The 19,372-nt window shown below is 71.6% G+C and carries 20 protein-coding genes; 2 read left to right on the top strand and 18 right to left on the bottom strand.

Annotation, left to right across the window (positions count from 1 at the left end; genetic code table 11):
• Nucleotides 1-69 precede the first annotated feature (69 nt).
• From gmk to pyrR, 8 genes are read right to left on the bottom strand one after another with little or no spacing between them, the layout of a single operon-like run.
• On the bottom strand, nucleotides 70-990 hold the full coding sequence (gene gmk / locus GQQ93_RS10415) for a guanylate kinase (RefSeq protein WP_157424152.1): 921 nt from the start codon (nucleotides 988-990) through the stop codon (nucleotides 70-72).
• Nucleotides 983-1,864, bottom strand: coding sequence for an orotidine-5'-phosphate decarboxylase (pyrF, locus tag GQQ93_RS10410; RefSeq protein ID WP_212277309.1), 882 nt, complete (start codon nucleotides 1,862-1,864; stop codon nucleotides 983-985). The genes gmk and pyrF overlap by 8 nt, the downstream gene beginning before the upstream one ends.
• A complete protein-coding gene (carB, locus tag GQQ93_RS10405; protein ID WP_157424151.1) occupies nucleotides 1,861-5,151 on the bottom strand; it encodes a carbamoyl-phosphate synthase large subunit in 3,291 nt (1,096 codons plus the stop codon). Before carB ends, pyrF begins: the two co-directional genes overlap by 4 nt.
• The gene (gene carA, locus GQQ93_RS10400) at nucleotides 5,151-6,398 is read right to left on the bottom strand and encodes a glutamine-hydrolyzing carbamoyl-phosphate synthase small subunit (RefSeq protein ID WP_212277308.1); all 1,248 of its coding nucleotides are present in this window, start codon (nucleotides 6,396-6,398) and stop codon (nucleotides 5,151-5,153) included. Before carA ends, carB begins: the two co-directional genes overlap by 1 nt.
• Nucleotides 6,391-6,948, bottom strand: a complete 558-nt coding sequence (locus GQQ93_RS10395) for a PH-like domain-containing protein (RefSeq protein ID WP_157424150.1) — start codon at nucleotides 6,946-6,948, stop codon at nucleotides 6,391-6,393. The genes carA and GQQ93_RS10395 overlap by 8 nt, the downstream gene beginning before the upstream one ends.
• Nucleotides 6,941-8,284: a dihydroorotase gene (locus tag GQQ93_RS10390; protein WP_157424149.1), complete on the bottom strand. Its 1,344-nt coding sequence runs from the start codon at nucleotides 8,282-8,284 to the stop codon at nucleotides 6,941-6,943. Before GQQ93_RS10390 ends, GQQ93_RS10395 begins: the two co-directional genes overlap by 8 nt.
• On the bottom strand, nucleotides 8,284-9,234 hold the full coding sequence (locus tag GQQ93_RS10385) for an aspartate carbamoyltransferase catalytic subunit (protein WP_157424148.1): 951 nt from the start codon (nucleotides 9,232-9,234) through the stop codon (nucleotides 8,284-8,286). Before GQQ93_RS10385 ends, GQQ93_RS10390 begins: the two co-directional genes overlap by 1 nt.
• A complete protein-coding gene (pyrR, locus tag GQQ93_RS10380; RefSeq protein WP_157424147.1) occupies nucleotides 9,231-9,791 on the bottom strand; it encodes a bifunctional pyr operon transcriptional regulator/uracil phosphoribosyltransferase PyrR in 561 nt (186 codons plus the stop codon). The genes GQQ93_RS10385 and pyrR overlap by 4 nt, the downstream gene beginning before the upstream one ends.
• Nucleotides 9,792-9,940: 149 nt before the next feature.
• Between pyrR and GQQ93_RS10375 the strand changes: the two genes are divergently transcribed.
• The gene (locus GQQ93_RS10375) at nucleotides 9,941-10,642 is read left to right on the top strand and encodes a hypothetical protein (protein WP_157424146.1); all 702 of its coding nucleotides are present in this window, start codon (nucleotides 9,941-9,943) and stop codon (nucleotides 10,640-10,642) included.
• Here GQQ93_RS10375 and GQQ93_RS10370 read toward each other — a convergent pair.
• The 3 genes from GQQ93_RS10370 to efp form a co-directional block, all read right to left on the bottom strand.
• Nucleotides 10,617-11,132 carry a DoxX family membrane protein gene (locus GQQ93_RS10370; RefSeq protein ID WP_157424145.1) on the bottom strand — a complete coding sequence of 172 codons (516 nt, stop codon included), beginning with the start codon at nucleotides 11,130-11,132 and terminating at the stop codon, nucleotides 10,617-10,619. The two genes, GQQ93_RS10375 and GQQ93_RS10370, sit on opposite strands and share 26 nt — an antisense overlap.
• A gap of 292 nt (nucleotides 11,133-11,424) precedes the next feature.
• Nucleotides 11,425-11,838 carry a transcription antitermination factor NusB gene (gene nusB, locus GQQ93_RS10365; RefSeq protein WP_022887995.1) on the bottom strand — a complete coding sequence of 138 codons (414 nt, stop codon included), beginning with the start codon at nucleotides 11,836-11,838 and terminating at the stop codon, nucleotides 11,425-11,427.
• Nucleotides 11,838-12,401 (bottom strand): elongation factor P, encoded by a 564-nt coding sequence (gene efp / locus GQQ93_RS10360; protein ID WP_157424144.1) that lies wholly within the window; start codon nucleotides 12,399-12,401, stop codon nucleotides 11,838-11,840. Before efp ends, nusB begins: the two co-directional genes overlap by 1 nt.
• 150 nt (nucleotides 12,402-12,551) lie before the next feature.
• Here efp and GQQ93_RS10355 point away from each other — a divergent pair, with 150 nt between their 5' ends.
• Nucleotides 12,552-13,007: a luciferase domain-containing protein gene (locus tag GQQ93_RS10355; RefSeq protein ID WP_246192271.1), complete on the top strand. Its 456-nt coding sequence runs from the start codon at nucleotides 12,552-12,554 to the stop codon at nucleotides 13,005-13,007.
• A gap of 16 nt (nucleotides 13,008-13,023) precedes the next feature.
• On the opposite strand, the gene aroQ is transcribed toward GQQ93_RS10355, so the two are convergent.
• Genes aroQ through ruvX form a run of 7 tightly spaced genes read right to left on the bottom strand, consistent with a single transcriptional unit; the run spans nucleotide 13,024 to nucleotide 19,367 of the window.
• Complete coding sequence (gene aroQ / locus GQQ93_RS10350; RefSeq protein ID WP_157424143.1) at nucleotides 13,024-13,479, bottom strand: type II 3-dehydroquinate dehydratase; 456 nt, start codon at nucleotides 13,477-13,479, stop codon at nucleotides 13,024-13,026.
• Entirely contained in the window at nucleotides 13,476-14,561 is a 1,086-nt protein-coding gene (gene aroB / locus GQQ93_RS10345) for a 3-dehydroquinate synthase (protein WP_157424142.1), read from the bottom strand. Before aroB ends, aroQ begins: the two co-directional genes overlap by 4 nt.
• Complete coding sequence (locus tag GQQ93_RS10340) at nucleotides 14,558-15,076, bottom strand: shikimate kinase (RefSeq protein ID WP_246192270.1); 519 nt, start codon at nucleotides 15,074-15,076, stop codon at nucleotides 14,558-14,560. The genes aroB and GQQ93_RS10340 overlap by 4 nt, the downstream gene beginning before the upstream one ends.
• On the bottom strand, nucleotides 15,069-16,286 hold the full coding sequence (gene aroC, locus GQQ93_RS10335; protein WP_157424140.1) for a chorismate synthase: 1,218 nt from the start codon (nucleotides 16,284-16,286) through the stop codon (nucleotides 15,069-15,071). Before aroC ends, GQQ93_RS10340 begins: the two co-directional genes overlap by 8 nt.
• 21 nt (nucleotides 16,287-16,307) lie before the next feature.
• A complete protein-coding gene (locus GQQ93_RS10330) occupies nucleotides 16,308-17,186 on the bottom strand; it encodes a shikimate dehydrogenase (protein ID WP_157424139.1) in 879 nt (292 codons plus the stop codon).
• A complete protein-coding gene (gene mltG / locus GQQ93_RS10325) occupies nucleotides 17,179-18,888 on the bottom strand; it encodes an endolytic transglycosylase MltG (protein ID WP_246192269.1) in 1,710 nt (569 codons plus the stop codon). The genes GQQ93_RS10330 and mltG overlap by 8 nt, the downstream gene beginning before the upstream one ends.
• On the bottom strand, nucleotides 18,885-19,367 hold the full coding sequence (ruvX, locus tag GQQ93_RS10320; protein ID WP_157424138.1) for a Holliday junction resolvase RuvX: 483 nt from the start codon (nucleotides 19,365-19,367) through the stop codon (nucleotides 18,885-18,887). The genes mltG and ruvX overlap by 4 nt, the downstream gene beginning before the upstream one ends.
• Nucleotides 19,368-19,372: the final 5 nt, after the last annotated feature.

The following is a 19,372-nucleotide window of genomic DNA, read 5'->3' as shown; positions in this document are numbered from 1 at the left end:
ACTCCTTGTTTCGTGGGTGCGCGCCGAGCGCGCGAAAGCTCGAGGCGAGGGCGCCCGAACCGCGACGGCTCAACGACGACCCTTGCGCGGTCTCATCAAGTCTACGACCTTCTGGGCCGCCTCGCCGACTTCGTGGTTGACGACCTGGTGGTCGAACTCGTCGACCGCAGCCAGTTCGACCTTCGCGGTCTCGAGCCGGCGCTGCTGTTCGGCGGCCGTCTCGGTGCCTCGTCCGACGAGGCGCCGCACGAGCTCGTCCCACGTGGGCGGGAGCAGGAAGACGAGGGTCGCGTCGGGCATCGCACGACGCACCGAGCGGGCGCCCTGGATGTCGATCTCGAGCAGCACGCTCTGCCCGGCGGCGATCGCGGCCTCGACCGGACCGCGCGGCGTGCCGTAGCGCGAGGCGTTGTGCACGGTCGCCCACTCGAGCAGTTCGCCCGCCTCGATCATGCGGTCGAACTCGGCGTCGTCGACGAAGTAGTAGCTCTCGCCCTCGATCTCGCCGGGGCGCGGCGCGCGCGTCGTCGCCGACACCGAGAGCTTGACCTCGGGGTGGTGCTGTCGGATGTAGCCCGCGACCGTGCCCTTGCCGACCGCGGTCGGACCGGCGAGCACGACGAGTCGATCGCCCGTCCCGCCGTGCGCGGCGACCCACTCGGCGATGAACTCGCGCAGACGTCGGCGCTGCAGGCGGCCGAGACCGCCGAGTCGCTTCGAGGTCGAGATCTCGAGCTCCTGCATGATGCGGGCCGACTTCGTGGCGCCGATCGCGGGGATCGAGGTGAGGAACTCGGTGACGCGCAGGCGGCCCTCCACGCCCTCGGGCTCCTCGAAGGCGACCCGCAGCACGTCGAGCGGGCTGCGTCGACCCGAGGCCACCTCGGCCTTCACGCTCGCGCGGGCGCGTCGCGCGGCGACCGCCGCGCGCGACGCGGCGACCCGGTCGACCTCGGGCGGGGTGGATGCAGTGGGGCGGGCGTCAGACATCGACGCTCCCGACCTCGTCGACCCGGCGGGCGACGGCGTCGGCGAGGCCGTCGGGGCCGGCGGCGAGCAGCGAACGCGACTCGCTCACGATGACGCCGGAACTGTACGCCCCGTAGATCGTACGGAGCTCGCGGAGCTCACCGCCCTGATGGCCGAAGCCCGGAGCGAGCACCGGCAGCCCAGGACGCGGCGGCTCGCCGTCGCGGTCGAGGCCCGCCGCACGCAGGTCGACGGTCGCACCGATGACGACGCCGATGGAGCCGAGCGAGCGCTCCGCGGCATCCGCACGACCCTGATTCCAGGCGACGACGCCCGCGGTGATCGCGCCCGCGACCGTCGAGCCGGCGCGGCTCGACTGCTGCAGCACCGCGCGCTGCACGGCGGCCGCCTCGGGGTTCGAGGTCGCCGCGAGCACGAAGAGGCCCTTGCCGGCGCGTTCGGCCGCGACCATGACCTGCTCGATCGAGCCGAGGCCCTGATACGCGCTGATCGTCATGGCGTCGGCCTCGAGCGACGAACCGGGCCGCAGCCACGCCTCACCGTAGGCGTCGACGCTCGAGCCGATGTCGCCGCGCTTCGCGTCGGCGATCACGAGGAGCCCCGCGTCGCGGGCCTCGGCGAGCACGCGTTCGAGCGCGGCGTACCCGGCTGCGCCGTGCCGTTCGAAGAACGCCACCTGCGGCTTCACGATGCCCGCGCGGCCCGCCGCGGCGTCGATCGTGCGCAGACCGAACTCGCGCACGCCGGCGGCGGAGTCGTCGTAGCCCCACGATGCGAGCAGCGACGCGTGGGGGTCGACCCCGACGCACAGTCGGCCGTACGCGGCGATGACGGCTTCGAGCCGCTCGCCGAACGGCAACGGTTCGACGCTCACGCTGAAGCCTCCCGCTTCGCCTGGTAGTCCTGCAGGCTCGTGACCTCGAAGCCGTCGCCGTTCACGTCGAGCGACGCGACGGCGGCCGAGAGCTCGGCGATCGTCGTGAACAGCGGGATGTCGGCGGCGACCGCTGCGGCGCGGATCTCGTACCCGTCGGCACGCGCCGAGCGACCGCTCGGCGTGTTCACCACGATGTCGACCTCGCCGCGGTTGATGAGCTCGACCACCGAGATCGCGTCGTCGTTCGGCTTCTCGCTGAACTTCGTCACCTCGCGGGCGCGGATGCCGTTGCGGCGCAGCACCTCGGCGGTGCCCTCGGTCGCCGTGATCTCGTAGCCGAGCTGCTGCAGGCGCAGCACCGGCAGGATGATCGCCCGCTTGTCGCGGTCGGAGACCGAGACGAAGACCGTGCCGGTCTCGGGCATGCCGCCGTACGCGGCGAGCTGGCTCTTCGCGAACGCGCGCGGGAAGTCGCGGTCGATGCCCATGACCTCGCCGGTCGAGCGCATCTCGGGGCCGAGCACGGAGTCGACCATGATGCCCTCGCGGGTGCGGAAGCGGTGGAACGGCAGCACCGCCTCCTTCACCGCGACCGGGGCGTCGAGCGGCACGCGCGATCCGTCGGATGCCGGCAGCATCCCCTCGGCGATGAGCTCGGCGACCGTCGCGCCCACCATGATGCGGCTTGCGGCCTTCGCGAGCGGGATGCCCAGCGCCTTCGAGACGAACGGCACGGTGCGGCTCGCGCGCGGGTTGGCTTCGAGCACGTAGAGCACGCCGGCACCGATCGCGAACTGCACGTTGAGCAGCCCGCGCACGCCGATGCCCTCGGCGATCGCCCGCGTCGCCTCGCGGACCCGGTCGACCTCGGCGCGGCCGAGCGTCACGGGCGGGAGGGTGCAGCTCGAGTCGCCCGAGTGCACGCCGGCCTCCTCGATGTGCTCCATGACGCCGCCGATGTAGAGGTCGGTGCCGTCGTAGAGCGCGTCGACGTCGATCTCGATCGCGTCGTCGAGGAAGCGGTCGACGAGCAGCGGGTGGCTCGGGCCCACGATGCCCTGGCCCTCGATGCGCACGAAGTAGTCGGCGAGCGAGGCGGTGTCGTAGATGATCTCCATGCCGCGGCCGCCGAGCACGTAGCTCGGGCGCACGAGCACCGGGTAGCCGATGCCCTCGGCCACGTGCACGGCGCCTGCGAGGTCGACGGCGGTGCCGTTCTTGGGCGCGAGGAGGCCGGCGGCGTCGAGGATGCCGGAGAAGAGACCGCGTTCCTCGGCGAGGTCGATCGCCTCGGGCGTGGTACCGAGGATCGGGATGCCGGCGGCTTCGAGGCCCTTGGCCAGGCCGAGTGCGGTCTGGCCGCCGAGCTGCACGACGACGCCGACGAGCTCGCCCGACTTCGACTCGGCGTGGATGACCTCGAGCACGTCTTCGAGGGTGAGCGGCTCGAAGTAGAGCCGGTCGCTCGTGTCGTAGTCGGTCGAGACCGTCTCGGGGTTGCAGTTGATCATGATCGTCTCGAAGCCGGCGGCCGAGAGCGCGAACGAGGCGTGCACGCAGGAGTAGTCGAACTCGACACCCTGTCCGATGCGGTTCGGTCCCGAGCCGAGGATGACGACCTTGCGGCGATCGCTCGGAGCGACCTCGGTCTCCTGGTCGTAGCTCGAGTAGTGGTACGGCGTGAGCGCAGGGAACTCCCCCGCGCACGTGTCGACGGTCTTGTACACCGGGCGGATGCCGAGGATGTGACGCACCTCGCGGGCGTCGGCCTCGCTTCCGAAGCCCCGGAGCTCGGCGATCTGCGCGTCGGAGAACCCGTGGTCCTTCGCGAGCAGCAGCGTGTCGTGGTCGAGCGCCTCGGCCGCGGCGACGTGCGCGGCGACCTCGTTGATGAGCACGATCTGGTCGAGGAACCAGGGGTCGATCTTCGTCGACTCGAAGGCCTCCTCGATCGTCGCGCCCTTGCGGAGTGCCTGCTGCACGAGCACGATGCGGCCGTCGGTCGGCACCTTCGCCTGCTCGAGGAGCTCCTCGACGGTGCGCGCCTCCTCGCCCCAGTGGAACGACGAGCCTCGCTTCTCGAGCGAGCGGAGCGCCTTCTGCAGCGCGGTCGCGTAGTTGCGGCCGATCGCCATCGCCTCGCCGACCGATTTCATGGTCGTCGTGAGGGTCGGGTCGGCGGCCGGGAACTTCTCGAACGCGAAGCGCGGCACCTTGACGACGACGTAGTCGAGCGTCGGCTCGAAGCTCGCGGGCGTCACCCGGGTGATGTCGTTGGGGATCTCGTCGAGGCGGTAGCCGATGGCGAGCTTCGCGGCGATCTTCGCGATCGGGAAGCCGGTCGCCTTCGAGGCGAGCGCGCTCGAGCGGGAGACGCGCGGGTTCATCTCGATGACGATGACGCGGCCGTCGACCGGGTCGATCGCGAACTGGATGTTGCAGCCGCCGGTGTCGACGCCGACTGCGCGGATGATGTCGATGCCGATGTCGCGGAGGTTCTGGAACTCGCGGTCGGTCAGCGTGAGGGCGGGTGCGACGGTGATCGAGTCGCCCGTGTGCACGCCGACGGGGTCGACGTTCTCGATCGAGCACACGACGACGGTGTTGTCGTGCGTGTCGCGCATGAGCTCGAGCTCGTACTCCTTCCAACCGAGGATGGACTCCTCGAGGAGCACCTCGGTGGTCGGCGAGTCGTGCAGGCCGGCCCCCGCGATGCGACGGAGGTCGGTCTCGTCGTACGCGAAGCCCGAGCCGAGTCCGCCCATCGTGAACGAGGGGCGCACCACGAGCGGGTAGCCGAGGTCTTCGGCCGCGGCCAGCACCTCGTCCATCGTGTGCGCGATGTGCGAGCGGGCGACGTCGGCGCCGCACTCGACGACGAGCTCCTTGAAGAGCTGCCGGTCTTCGCCCTTGCGGATCGCGTCGACCTTCGCGCCGATGAGCTCGACGCCGTGCTTCTCGAGGATGCCGGCATCGTGCAGCGCGATCGCGGCGTTGAGGGCGGTCTGGCCGCCGAGGGTCGGCAGCACCGCGTCGGGGCGCTCCTTGATGATGATCTTCTCGATGATCTCGGGCGTGATCGGCTCGATGTACGTCGCATCGGCGAAGTCGGGATCGGTCATGATCGTGGCCGGGTTCGGGTTCACGAGGATGACCCGGACGCCCTCGGCCCGCAGCACGCGGCAGGCCTGCGTGCCCGAGTAGTCGAACTCGGCCGCCTGGCCGATGACGATCGGCCCGGAGCCGATGACCAGGACGGAATTGATGTCGTCGCGCTTGGGCATTAGTTGCCGTTCTCCTTGCTCGCGATGACCATGTCGCGGAACCGGTCGAAGAGGTAGTTGGCGTCGTGCGGGCCGGCGGCCGACTCGGGGTGGTACTGCACGCTGAACGCGCGGATGTCGAGGCAGTTGAGTCCCTCGACGACGTTGTCGTTGAGGCCGACGTGGCTCACCTCGACGCGGCCGAAGCCCTCGCTCGACTCGCTGATGCGGTCGGTCGGCGCGTCGACGGCGAAGCCGTGGTTGTGCGCGGTGATCTCGACGCGCCCGGTCGCACGGTCGAGCACGGGCTGGTTGATGCCGCGGTGCCCGAACGGCAGCTTGTAGGTGCCGAAACCGAGCGCTCGACCGAGCAGCTGGTTGCCGAAGCAGATGCCGAAGTAGGGCACGCCGGCGCGGAGGGCGGTGCGGAGGATCTCGACGTGCTGGTCGGATGCAGCGGGGTCGCCCGGACCGTTCGAGAAGAACAGCGCGTCGGGGCGGAGTGCGAGCACCTCGTCGGCGGTCGTGGTCTGCGGGAGCACCTGCACGTCGAAGCCGCGCTCGGCGAGGTAGTTCAGCGTCGAGGTCTTGACCCCGAGGTCGAGCACGGCCACCGAGCCGACGCGCTCACCCGTCGCGGGCAGCGAGTAGGGCTCGACGGTCGAGACGGCGCCCGAGAGGTTCTGTCCGGCCATCTGCGCGCCCGACTGCACGACGGCGAGCTGCTCGCCGGAGCTCAGTGCGGCGTCGTCGCCCGAGAAGATGCCGGCGCGCATGGCGCCCGCCGAGCGGAGGTGACGCGTGAGCGCGCGGGTGTCGATGCCCGAGATGCCGACGACGCCCGAGGCGACGAGGTCGTCGTCGAGGCTGCGCTGCGCACGGAAGTTCGAGACGACGCGCGAGGGGTCGCGCACGATGAAGCCCGCCACCCAGATGCGGTTCGACTCCTCGTCGTCGTCGTTCATGCCCGTGTTGCCGATGTGCGGCGCCGTCATCATGACGATCTGGCCGGCGTACGACGGATCGGTGAGCGTCTCCTGGTAGCCCGTCATGCCGGTCGCGAAGACGGCCTCGCCGACCGTGCGCCCCCGCGCGCCGTAGGCGCGCCCCTCGTAGCGCGTTCCGTCTTCGAGGACGAGCACGGCGGGTTCGCCCGCCAGGCCGAAGCCGGTCGTCGCGACCGCCTCGGGCGCCGCGGCGGTGTCGGGCGCTGCGGCGGTCTCGGGCGTGCCGAGCGGCTCGCCCGCAGGTGTGGTGGTCTCAGTCATCCGAGGCCTCGCTCTCGTGTTGTTCCGGCCGCGGTGCGGCTGGCGCCGCGGCGATGTCGTGGATGGCCCGGAGGATGCGGGCCTGGTCGCCCGGATACCGGGCTCGGAGGTAGCTGTCGACCCGGGGCGCCGCGCCCTCGGGCTCGTCGTTCGTGGCGGCGATCCAGCTGAGGGCGATGAGGCCCTCGGGTTCGACGCCGCGGTCGATCGCGTAGCTCGCGGTCTCGGCGCCCGCGACCCGGTCGGCGGGGATGAAGCTCACCGGTTCGCCGGCGATGCGGAGGGCGACGCCCTCGGGCATCACCTCGATGCGTCCGGCGCCGCGGAAGGCGAGGCCCTGCACGGCGAGCCGCTCGAGCGGCTCGCCCGCGGGCGTGGTGGCGACGTAGAGCACTTCGGCCTCGAGCTCGATCTCGCCCCGCACCGCGGGCACCGGGTAGGCCGAGAGCACCGAGTCGCGCTTCGCACGTCGGCGCCACGAGCGCACCATGAGCCAGGCGACCACCGCGAGTACGGCGACCGCGACGAGCGCGCCGATCCACTTATCCATGCGCACCCCCGTTCGCCGCGATCGCGAGCTCTGCGATCTCCTCGCTCGGGCGCACGCGTCCGTCGAGCGCGGTCGCGTATCCGGCGTGGAAGGTCGCGACCACCCGCCCCGGCAGGGTGCGGCCGAGGTAGGGCGAGTTGGTGCTGCGCCCGGCGAGCCGATCGAGGTCGAACACCGCGGAGGCGTTCGGGTCGTAGAGGGTCAGTTCGGGCGCCGCGCCGACGGCGATCGCCTCGCCCTGACCGCGCAGGCGGCCGATCCTCGCGGGCGCCTGCGAGAGCACGCGCGCGACGTCGCTCCACCCGAGCAGGCCGTTCTCGACGACCGCGGCGTGCACCACGGAGAGGGCGGATTCGAGGCCGACCATCCCGTTCGCCGCGGCATCCCACTCGCTCTCCTTCGCCTCGACCGGGTGCGGTGCGTGGTCGGTGGCGACGATGTCGATGGTGCCGTCGGCGAGCGCGGCCCGCAGGGCCAGCGTGTCTTCGGCACGGCGCAGCGGGGGGTTGACCTTGAACCGGGGGTCGTATCCCCTGATGAGGTCTTCGGTGAGCAGCAGGTGGTGCGGGGTGACCTCGGCGGTGACGTCGATGCCGCGGGCCTTCGCCCAGCGGATGACCTCGACCGAACCGGCGGTCGACACGTGGCACACGTGCAGGCGACTGCCGACGTGCTCGGCGAGCAGCACGTCGCGCGCGATGATCGACTCCTCCGCGACCGCGGGCCATCCGGCGAGGCCGAGCTCGCCCGAGAGCGCGCCTTCGTTCATCTGCGCACCCTCGGTGAGGCGCGGTTCCTGCGCGTGCTGGGCGATGACGCCGTCGAAGGCCTTCACGTACTCGAGCGCGCGGCGCATGAGCAGCGGGTCGGAGACGCAGAAGCCGTCGTCGCTGAAGACGCGCACGTTCGCACGCGAGCGGGCCATCGCGCCGAGTTCGGCGAGCTCCGAGCCCTTCAGACCGACGGTGACGGCGCCGATCGGCTGCACCGTGGCGTAGCCGGCCGAGCGGCCGAGGCTCGCTTCCTGCTCGACGACGCCCGCGGTGTCGGCCACGGGAAAGGTGTTCGCCATCGCGAAGACCGCCGTGAAGCCGCCGGCCGCGGCGGCCTGCGAGCCGGTGAGCACCGTCTCGCTCTGCTCGTAGCCGGGTTCGCGGAGGTGGGTGTGCAGGTCGACGAGCCCGGGCAGCGCGATGAGTCCGTCGGCATCGTGCACGGTCGCGCCTGCGGCGCCCGAGATGCTGCCGACCTCGGCGATGACCCCGCCGTCGATGAGGATGTCGGCGCGCTCGCCGCTCGGGAGGGTCGCACCGGTGATGAGGTGACGCATCGGCATCAGCTCTCACCCCGTTCGCCCGACAGCAGCATGTAGAGGGCGGCCATTCTCACTGATACTCCGTTCGCGACCTGTTCTCGCACCGTGGACCGCGGCGAATCCGCCGCGCGGGCCGAGATCTCGAGCCCGCGGTTCATGGGCCCGGGGTGCATGACCATCGTAGTCGGGGGCAGTCGATCGAACCTGGCGTCGTCGAGGCCCCAGGTGCGTGCGTATTCGCGGCTGTTCGGGAAGAACGCCGCGTGCATGCGCTCCGCCTGGATGCGGAGCATCATGACGACGTCGGGTGCGCCGTCGAGCGCCGCGTCGAGGTCGTAGCCGACCTCGGCGGGCCAGGCGCCCGTCGCGACCGGCACGAGCGTCGGCGGTGCGACGAGCTCGACGTTCGCGCCGAGGGTCGTGAGCAGCCACACGTTCGATCGGGCGACCCGCGAATGCAGGATGTCCCCGACGATCACGACGTGCACCCCGTCGAGGCCGCGGCCGCGCGAGGATGCCCCGTGCAGCCGCCGACGGATGGTGAACGCGTCGAGGAGCGCCTGCGTGGGGTGCTCGTGGGTGCCGTCGCCGGCGTTGACGACGCCGGCGTCGATCCAGCCGCTCGTCGCGAGGGTCTGCGGAGCCCCGGAGGCGTGGTGGCGGATCACGACGCCGTCGGCGCCCATCGCCTGCAGCGTCTGCGCCGTGTCCTTCAGGCTCTCGCCCTTCGAGACGCTCGAGCCCTTCGCGCTGAAGTTGATGACGTCGGCCGAGAGGCGCTTCGCGGCGGCCTCGAACGAGATGCGGGTGCGCGTCGAGTCCTCGAAGAAGAGGTTCACGACGGTCTTGCCGCGGAGAGTGGGGAGCTTCTTGACCTCGCGGTCCTGCACCGCGGCCATGTCCTCCGCGATGTCGAGCAGCGCGATCGCCTCGTCGCGGTCGAGTTCGCGAGTGCCGAGGAGGTGCTTCATCGCGCACCACCCGCCGTCGGGACATCCTCGATCGAGACGGCGTCGTCGCCGTCGATCTCCTCGAGCCGCACGTTGATGCGTTCGCGCGTCGAGCTCGGCAGGTTCTTGCCGACGAAGTCGGCACGGATCGGGAACTCGCGGTGACCGCGGTCGACGAGCACCGCGAGGCGCACCGCGCGAGCGCGGCCGAGGTCGGCGAGCGCGTCGAACGCGGCACGGATGGTGCGCCCCGAGTAGAGCACGTCGTCGACGAGCACGACCGTCTTGCCGTCGATGCCGCCCGGCGGCACTTCGGTCGGCGCCGGTGTGCGCATCCGGGTGTGCGAGAGATCGTCGCGGTACATCGTGACGTCGAGCGCACCGGCGAGCGCGGCGGGCGCATCGGGTTCGATTCGGGCGATGGTCTCGGCGATCCGACGGGCGAGGATCACGCCACGCGTCGGGATGCCGAGGAGGACGAGATCGCTCGAACCGCGATTGGATTCGAGGATCTCGTGCGAGATGCGGGTCAACGCCCGCTGGATGTCAGCCTGACTGAGCACAGCACGTGCCATCAACCGACTCCCTTCTCCGCCTCACAGGACGGCCTTAAAGGTTGCCAACTCCGACGAGTCTACCAGCGGCCCCGCCTCCTCCGCGCGCGGTGCGCCGGCGGAGCGCGCGTGCCCCATGGCGCATCGGAGACGCCTGCGGGTACGGTTCGTGCATGCGCACGATCCCCTCCCGGCCGTGGGCCGTCGTCTCGGCGTTCGCCGCCGCCTCGTGGGCGTTCTTCCTCCTGCCCCCGCAGCAGGCGGTCTGGTCGGGCCCCGGCGCCCCCGCCTGGTCGATCGCGCTCGACGGCTCACCCGTGTACGACGGCCTGCGCGCCGGGCTGCACGCCATGGGCCTCCGCGACGACTACCTGGTCTTCGGTGCCGCCGCCGCGCTCTCGTTCGCGCTCATCTGGTTCGCCACCGGGCCCGCATTCACGCCGTTCGGCTGGAGCGGCCGCGTGCTCGGCTGGATCGTGCTGGCATCAGCGCCGATCACCGTGCTCTCGTACGCGAACCACCCGATCGACGCCCCGCTGCATCTGCTCTGGGGTGCCGAGGGCTTCGCGCTGCTCGCGATCGGAGTGTGGGCGCTGGCCGTCGCCGTCGTGGCTCCTCGCGACGGGACCGTGCCGCTCTGGGAGCGTCTGCTGCTCGCCGCCACCCTGCCGGTTATCGTGGGATCGACCGTGCTGTTCGGCTACTGGCCGCACGGCAGCCTCATCGGGCTCGGCCTCGTGGCCGCGGTCCTCGCGGCCTGGGGCCGCCGAACCGATGAGCGCGGTCGAGAACGGCGGATGCCCCGGGGCTGGCGTGCGAACGACGCGGGCCCCGGGGCATCCACCGACCTCAACGACGGCCGATCGGACGCGTGAGCGCCGAGGCCGCGACGACCACCGCTGCGGCGACCAGCACGACGTCCTTCAGGATGTACTGCGCGGTCAGGGTCGGGCCCGCGGTCGTGAAGAGCTCGCCCGCGAAGAACACGAGCGGCGAGAAGATGCCGACGAAGGTGGCGGCGAGGGCGAGGAGACCGACGCGCAGCAGGATGCCGGTGATGAACGCGACGCCGACGAACACCTCGAGCGAGCCGGTGATCGCCATCGCGGCGTAGCCGTCGACGAGGCCGAACGAGAGCGCGTTCCAGGTGCGCATGACGAGCTCCTCGACGGGGCTGACCCCCGGGAGGAACTTGAGCGCGCCGAACACGAGGAAGACGAGGCCGAGCGAGACCCGGAGCGCCGGGACGCCGATGCGGGCGAGGAAGCGCTGGACGACGGCCTGTGCGGCGTTCGCACGTTCGAGGACGGAGTCGAGACCCGAAGCGGTCGAGACGCGTCCGGTGCCGAGAGCGGTGCTGGACATGGTAATGCCTTTCTGACGGAGTGATGTGGGAGTGGCAGCCGGATGCGGCAGCACATCCATCACATCGGCGAGGCGGCCCCCGGTCGCCATGGCGACCGCTGATTCCGGCTCGTGGTCTCCCCCGAACGCCCTCTCAGGGCATTGGACGCCGAACCCCCCGAGTGCGGGGTGCGCCGTCGGCGCGCGTACGACGGACCCGGTGAAGTCGTCGAGCTCGCACGGCGCGCACGACGAACGCGGCCGACCCCGCGTGAGCGGGATCGACCGCGTTCGGTCGGAGTTTCGGGGCCGATCAGGCCTTCGCGTGCGAGATGGCGGCCAGCAGGCCGTTCACGAAGCCGGCCGAGTCGTCGGTCGACAGCACGGTCGCCGCCTCGACGGCCTCGGAGATCGCGACCGGGTCGGGCACCTCGTCGTTGTAGACGATCTCCCAGACGCCGATGCGAAGCAGCGCGCGGTCGACCGCGGGCATGCGCTCGAGCGTCCAGCCGCGGGAGTTCGTCTCGATGAGCTCGTCGATCTCGGCGCGGTGGTCGACGATGCCGTCGACGATCTCGCGCGCGTACAGCCACGACGCAGCCCGCTCGGGCTCGTTGGCGGCCTTCTGCGCCTCGACGACGAGCATCTGCTCGACCGGTACCTGGCGCATGTCGGCCGAGTACAGCATGTCGAGCGCGCGCTTGCGCGCCTTGGTACGGGCGCTCACTAGTCGTTCACGCGGCCGAGGTAGTCACCCGTGCGGGTGTCGACCTTGACCTTGGTGCCCGTCTCGAGGAACAGCGGGACCTGGATCTCGTAGCCCGTCTCGACGGTGGCGGGCTTGGTTCCGCCGGTCGAGCGGTCGCCCTGGAGGCCGGGCTCGGTGTAGGTGATCTCGAGCACGACCGAGGCCGGGAGGTCGATGTACAGCGGGTTGCCGTTGTTCAGGGCGATGGTGACGGCCTGGTTCTCGAGCATGAAGTTCGCGGCATCGCCGACGACGGTCGACGAGACGGTGATCTGGTCGTAGTCGGTCGCGTCCATGAACACGAAGCCGTCGCCGTCGTTGTACAGGTAGGTGAAGTCGCGGCGATCGACGTTCTCGATCTCGATCTTCGCACCGGCGTTGTACGTGCGGTCGACGGTCTTGCCGCTGACGACGTTCTTCAGCTTGGTGCGCACGAACGCGCCGCCCTTGCCGGGCTTGACGTGCTGGAACTCGATGACGCTCCAGAGCTGGCCGTCGATCGAGAGGACGACGCCGTTCTTGATGTCAGCGGTGCTTGCCATGCGAATACGATCCATTCAGTTGCGAAGAGGCTCGGCCGGAATCGGCCCGAGAAAGTTCAGTCGATCGAGTGTAGTCGCTGCGCTCCGGGCACGCCAATGCGCCCCGGATGCCTCGCGCTCGCGCCGGCCGCGATGCCCGAGCCTGTCGTGGTGATCGACACGCCGCGCCCCGGACCCCGCCCGACCGTCTCGACCGAGGGGCCGCAACGCCAGCTCGAGCAGCGGGCGACGCCCGAACTGTGGGGGCGCCTCGTCGCGAGCGTGTTCGCCCTCGACGGCGTCGTCGAGGGGCACAGCCAGGTCTCGCCGAAGTCGTCTCGCGCGGTCTTCCTCGACGGGCTCGAGGTCGCGCGAGCGCCCGAGACCTCACTGTTCCCAGACGGCCGGCTCGAGCCGGTGCACCTGCACGGCGTCGACGACACGAGCGTGCATCTCGTGCTCTCCGCCGCGCGCGGCGCACGGCCGACCGAACTCGGCTGGGCCGAACCCCACCAGTACGAGGACTTCGGCACCGAGTTCATGATCTACGGCCCGCGCGACGGGGCCGAGGTCGAGATCGTCGTGTCGATCGTCGAGGAGAGCCTGGCGTTCGCCCGCGGCGAGTGAGGCCGCGCGCCCGAGTTCAGCCCTCGGCGCGCCCCGTGACGACGTCGAGGAGCAGGCGGACCGCGGTCGCGTAGCCCGCGACGCCCTCCCCCGCGACGTGCACGACCGCGACGTCCGCGACGTAGGAGTGGTGACGGAAGGGCTCGCGCTGCGAGACATCCGAGATGTGGACCTCGGCGACCGGCAGGTCGACCCCCGCGAGGGCGTCGCGCAGCACGACCGAGGTGTGCGTCAGCCCGCCCGGATTGATGACGATGCCGGCGCAGTCGAGACGCGCCGCATGGATCGCGTCGAGGAGCACGCCCTCGTGGTTCGACTGCACGGCGCGCACCTCGAAGCCGCGTGCGGCCGCGGCATCCGCGACGATGCGCTCGACGTCGTCGAGCGTCTGCGAGCCGTAGATCTCTGGCTCTCGGGTGCCGAGCAGGTTGAGGTTCGGGCCGTTGACGAGCAGCAGCCGGCGCTCGGTCACGAGCCGATCTCCTGGTAGGCGGCGAAGAGCAGCGACTGATCGGGCGCCAGCATGACCGTCGGCTTCGCGAGGTCGTCGAGCACGATGAACCGCAGCTGGCCGGCACGCGACTTCTTGTCGCGCTGCATGGTCGCGAGCAGCGTGTTCCAGCGGCCGGCGGGGTAGCTGGTCGGCAGGCTCAGCAGGTCGAGGACCCGGCGGTGCCGATCGGCAACCTCGTCGGAGAGCCGGCCCGAGAGCCGGCCGAGCTCGGCGGCGAACATCATGCCGACGGCGACGGCCGCGCCGTGCCGCCACTGGTAGCGCTCGGCGTGCTCGACCGCGTGGCCGAGGGTGTGACCGTAGTTGAGGATCTCGCGGAGCCCCTGCTCGGTGAGGTCTTCGGAGACCACGTCGGCCTTCATCTGGATCGCGAGCTCGACGACCCGGCGGAACTCGGGCGTCGCGGGATCGGTCGCGACCTCGGGGTCGGCCTCGACGATGTCGAGGATCTCGGGATAGCGGATGAACCCGGCCTTCACGATCTCGGCGAACCCGGCGAGGATCTCGTTCTTCGGCAGGGTGTCGAGCAGGTCGAGGTCGCAGAGGACGGCGGCCGGCGGGTGGAAGACGCCGACGAGGTTCTTGCCCTCGTTGGTGTTGATGCCGGTCTTGCCGCCGACGGCCGCATCGACCATGCCGAGCACCGTCGTCGGCACCTGCACGACGCGAACGCCCCGCAACCAGGTCGCCGCGACGAAGCCCGCGAGGTCGGTGATCGCGCCGCCGCCGAAGCCGACGATGGCGTCGCTGCGGGTGAAGTCGGCCTGGCCGAGCACCTGCCAGCAGAATGCGGCGACCTCGACGCGCTTGCCGGCCTCGGCGTCGGGCACCTCGGCGAGCAGCACCTCGAAGCGGTCGGAGAGCGCCTCCCGGAGCGCGGCCGCACGAGCGCCGAGCGTCGCCGGGTGCACGACCAGCACCTTCTTCACCGAGCCGCCCAGCGCGTCGCCGAGCTCGGCGAGCACACCGCGTCCCACGACCACGTCGTAGCCCGACTCGCCGCCGACCCTGATCGCCGTGCGCTCGTCGCCTGCCGTCATCGTTCTCCTCCGAAGCGCTCGGTGATGTCGTCGACGATCCGACCGACCGAGCGCCGGGAGGTGTCGATGGTGAGGTCGGCGACCGCCGCGTACAGCGGACGCCGGGCCTCGAGAATGGCCGACCAGCGGTCGAGCCCGCCGTCGGCGATGAGCGGCCGGTTGCCGCCGGCGAGCCGCGGGGCGACGGCCTCGCGCGAGACCTGCAGCCACACGACGGCGAGGCGGGCGAGGTCGTCACGGGTGTCGTCGTGCAGCACGGCGCCGCCCCCGAGCGAGACGACGGCCTCCTCGCGGAGCGCCTCGGCGACCACCTCGCGTTCGATCACGCGGAAGTACTCCTCGCCCTCACGGGCGAAGATCTCGTCGATGGCGCCGTAGCGCTCGGCGATGCGGGCGTCGGTGTCGATGAACGGCGCGCCCGCCGTGGCGGCGAGCCGCTGCCCGACCCGCGACTTGCCGGCCCCCATCGGTCCGACGAGCACGAGGGGAAGCCCGATGCGGGGCTGGTCAGACACGTGCATCGGCCGCGCCCGGAGCCCCGGCGGTGCGCAGGGTCTCGGGGATCGCGGCGAGGTACGACTCGAGGTTGCGGCGCGTCTCGTCGACCGAGTCGCCGCCGAACTTCTCGAGCACGGCGTTCGCGAGGGTGAGGGCGACCATCGCCTCGGCGACGACCCCCGCGGCGGGCACCGCGCACACGTCGGAACGCTGATGGTGGGCCGCTGCGGGCTCGCCGGTGGCGACGTCGATCGTGGGCAGCGCGTGCGGCACGGTCGCGATGGGCTTCATTCCGGCGCGGACCCGCAGCACCGTGCCGGTCGACATGCCGCCCTCGGTGCCGCCCGCGCGATCGCTCGCGCGCACGATCCGGCCGTCGGCCGTGTGCAGCTCGTCGTGCGCGACCGATCCGCGGCGGCGCGTCGTCTCGAAGCCGTCACCGACCTCGACGCCCTTGATGGCCTGGATTCCCATGAGCGCCGCGGCGAGCTGCGCGTCGAGGCGGCGGTCCCAGTGCACGTGCGAGCCGAGGCCCGGCGGAACGCCGTAGGCGAGCACCTCGACGACGCCGCCGAGCGTGTCGCCCGACTTGTGCGCGTCGTCGACCTCGGCGACCATGCGAGCGCTCGTCTCGGCGTCGAAGCAGCGCAGCGGATCGGCGTCGACCGCATCGACGTCGGACGGCGACGGCAGCGCGGCGCCCTCGGGCACGCGCACCGGGCCGATCGAGAGGGTGTGCGCGATCGTCTGGATGCCGAGCTCGGCGAGGAACGACTTCGCGATCGCGCCGAGCGCGACCCGGGCGGCCGTCTCGCGGGCGCTCGCCCGCTCGAGCACGGGGCGGGCCTCGTCGAAGCCGTACTTCTGCATGCCGACCAGGTCGGCATGGCCGGGGCGGGGTCGGGTGAGCGGCGCACCGCGCCCGCGACCGAGGCGCTCGGCGTCGATCGGCTCGGGGCTCATCACCTCCTGCCACTTCGGCCATTCGGTGTTGCCGACGCGCACGGCGATCGGGCTGCCGAGGCTCAGACCGTGGCGGACGCCGCCCGAGATCGCCAGCTCGTCCTGCTCGAACTTCATGCGCGCCCCGCGGCCGTAGCCGAGCTTGCGGCGCGCAAGATCGGCGCGGATGGAATCGAGTGAGACGGGGATACCGGCGGGAAGACCCTCGAGGATCGCGACGAGCTCAGGCCCGTGCGACTCTCCGGCAGTGAGCCAACGGAGCATGACTCCTATCCTTCCACAGCGTCAGGCGACGGACTCGCGCATGACGGTGAGCACGTCATGCTCGTCGGTCAGCTCAGCGAAAGGATCTCCGTTCACGAAGATGCGGATCTGCAGGAGCGCCTGGTGCAGCAGCATGCCGAGACCGTGCACGACCGTGCCGTCGGCGTCGAGCCACGCCCGTGCGAGCTCACTCGGCCACGGATCGTAGGCGACGTCGAGGAGGACGGCGCCCGCCACGAGGGCCGCCGAGGGCACGACGCCGAGATCGGTGCCGCCGGGCACGGTGCTGATGACGAGTTCGCCGGCGGCCGCAGCGGCGCCGCCGCCGGGCTCGTCGGCGAGCGAAGCGATCGGATGCTCCGTCGTGACCAGACCGGCGCGGTGTCCGAGCGATTCGAGCTCGGCGGCGGAGCCCGGCCGGCGCACGAGCACCCGCACCTCTTCGGCCCCGAGTTCGGCCATCGCGACGAGCGCCGACGCGGCCGTCGCGCCCGCGCCGATGAGCGTTCCACGGCGGACCCTGCCGACCCCGGACTCCTGGAGCGTGCGCACGATGCCCCCGACGTCGGTGTTGAAGCCGAGGCGCCGCCCGCCGTCGAGGAGCACCGTGTTCGCCGCGCCGGTGAGCGCTGCGAGCTCGTCGACCTCGTCGAGCAGGGGCAGCACGTCCTGCTTGAGCGGCATCGTGAGCGAGAGACCCCGCCACGCGGCATCCAGCCCGTCGAGGAACGCCGGGAGGTGCTCGCCGGTGACCTCGGCCGCCGAGTACTCCCAGTCGAGGCCGAGCCGGGCGTACGCGGCGCGATGCAGCGCGGGGCTCTTCGAATGCGAGATCGGCGAGCCGAGCACCGCGAGGCGGGCGCTCGGGCCCGCGCCGGGCGTCGCCCGAGACTCAGCCATACTCGGGGTGCTCCTCCATCCAGGCGAGCCACTTCTCGACCGCGGCGTCGTGCTGTTCGACGGTCTCGGAGAAGATCGTCTCGCCGGTGTCGAGGTTCCAGGTCACGAAGAAGAGCCACGGCCCGTCGGCGGGATGCACCGCCGCATCGATCGCGAGATCGCCCGGGTTCGAGATCGGCCCGACCGGCAGCCCCGGATGCACGTAGGTGTTGTACTTGTTCGCCGGGTCGGCGCGCTCGGCGTCGGTCGTCGTGACGAGGTGCGTGTTGCCCGTGCCGTAGGCGACCGTCGCGTCGGACTGCAGCAGCCCGCTCTCCCACTTCGCCGGGTCGAGGCGGTTCAGGAACACGCGCGAGACCTTGTAGAAGTCGTCCTTCAGCCCCGCCTCGCGCTGCACGAGCGCCGCGAGCACGATCGTCTTCCACCGGTCGGCGGGTGCGACGCCGGCCTCGTCGAGCGCCTGGAACTGCCGGTCGACGAGCGTCTGCAGCACGGCATGCGCGTCGAGGTTCGGGTCGAGCGTGTACGTCGCCGGGAACAGGAAGCCCTCGAGGCTCGTGGCCTCGGCGGGCAGCCCGTAGTCCGCGGGCGGCTCGGCCGCAGCGGCCTGCAGCTCTTCGAGCGGGATGCCCGTGCCCTCGGAGATGCGCGGCAGCGCATCGACGGTCGCCGTGCCCTCGGGGATCACGAAGGTGTTCTCGAGCTTGTTCGCGGGGTCGACGAGCGCGTCGAGCGCCGCCTTCGCGCTCATCTGTTCGGCCAGGCGGTACGCGCCCGGGTAGAACACCGGAGCCGTGGCGGCCTCGTCGATCGCCTCGAGGAAGGCGTCGGTCGAGGCCACGACGTCGGCGTCGACGAGGTTCGCGCCGATCGACTCGCCCGTGTCGCCCTCGTGGATCATGAAGACGAGCTCGCCGGTGCCCGTGCCCTCGTAGTCGGCCGCCGGCTGGAAGCGCTCGATCACCGCGTTGATCGGCCCCTGCAGGAAGAAGAACGCGCCGACGCCGAGCGCTGCGACGACCAGCAGGCCGATGAGGCAGCCCCACGCGCCGCGACGGCGCGGCTTCTCGTCGTGGTCGTGATCGTAGGGGTCGGATGCCGCGGCCCGGCGTTCGGCGCGCGAGGGCTTGCGCCGCGCGGGCTCGGGTTCGGGGTCGGCCATCGGATCGAGCGACTGGTGCGGGTCGCCGAGGAGGTCGGCGAACGGCGACGCCGAGGCGGCCGGCGCAGGTGCCGCTGCAGGCTCGGGGCGCGGCACGATCGGCGGCGCCTCCCCCGCGAGGTGAGCGTCGAATGCGGAACGCGGCTGAGCGGGCGCGGCGGGCTGTGGGGCTGCGGCCGGCTCGGGGAACGACGGCGACGTCTGCGGTCGGCGCAGCTCCAGCTGAGGCTGCTGCGGCGGCGGCGCGGTCTCAGGACGGGCGGGAACGGCCGGCTGAGGGGGCTGGAATGCTTGGGGCTCAGCGGCTGCGGCGCTCCCGGCCTCGGCCTGCGCGGCCGCCCGCTGCTCCGCCTCGCGGATCTCGCGACGTGTCATCGGCCGCGCGCCGGCAGGAGGCGTCGCACCGGTCGTCGGGGCGCTCACGGCGCCCGTCGTCGGTGCGCTCACGGCGCCCGTCGTCGGTGCGTCGCTGCCGAGCAACGCACGCCAATCGGCAGCGAGGGCGTCGGCGTCGGGGTGCTCTGGGGGGAGCTGGGTCACAGGGGTGGGAGCCCTTCGTCGAGGTCGAGCACGCGGCCGGGTGCGTGGCCTGCGGCCCGCTCGGCGTCGATCGCGTGTTGCAGAATGATAACGGCTGCGACTTGGTCGACGATGGGACGCTGCTTCTTCGACGACTTCCCGCTCGCGCGCAGCGCCTGCTGGGCGCTCACCGTCGAGAGCCGTTCGTCGACGAGGCGCACCGGAAGCCCTCCCCCGGCGCGCCCGAGCCGCTCGGCGAACGCGAGCGCGTCGTCGGTCGACGGGGTCGACCCACCCGAGAGCGAGAGCGGCAGCCCGACCACGAACTCGATCGCGTCGTACTCGCCCGCCAGTTCGACGATGCGACGTAGGTCTGCGTCGCCGTCGTTCGCGCGGGCGACGGTCTCGATCGGCACCGCGAGCAGACCGCCTGCGTCGCACCGCGAGACCCCGATGCGCGCGCGTCCGACGTCGATGCCGAGCCGGGCCCCGGAGCGCATGCCGC

Origin of the sequence: Agromyces lapidis (assembly GCF_009749405.1) — a bacterium.
In the GTDB taxonomy this organism is placed as follows: Bacteria; Actinomycetota; Actinomycetes; order Actinomycetales; family Microbacteriaceae; genus Agromyces; species Agromyces lapidis.
The sequence above is the reverse complement of the archived record's forward strand: the minus strand, read 5'-3'. Positions and strand labels throughout refer to the sequence as shown.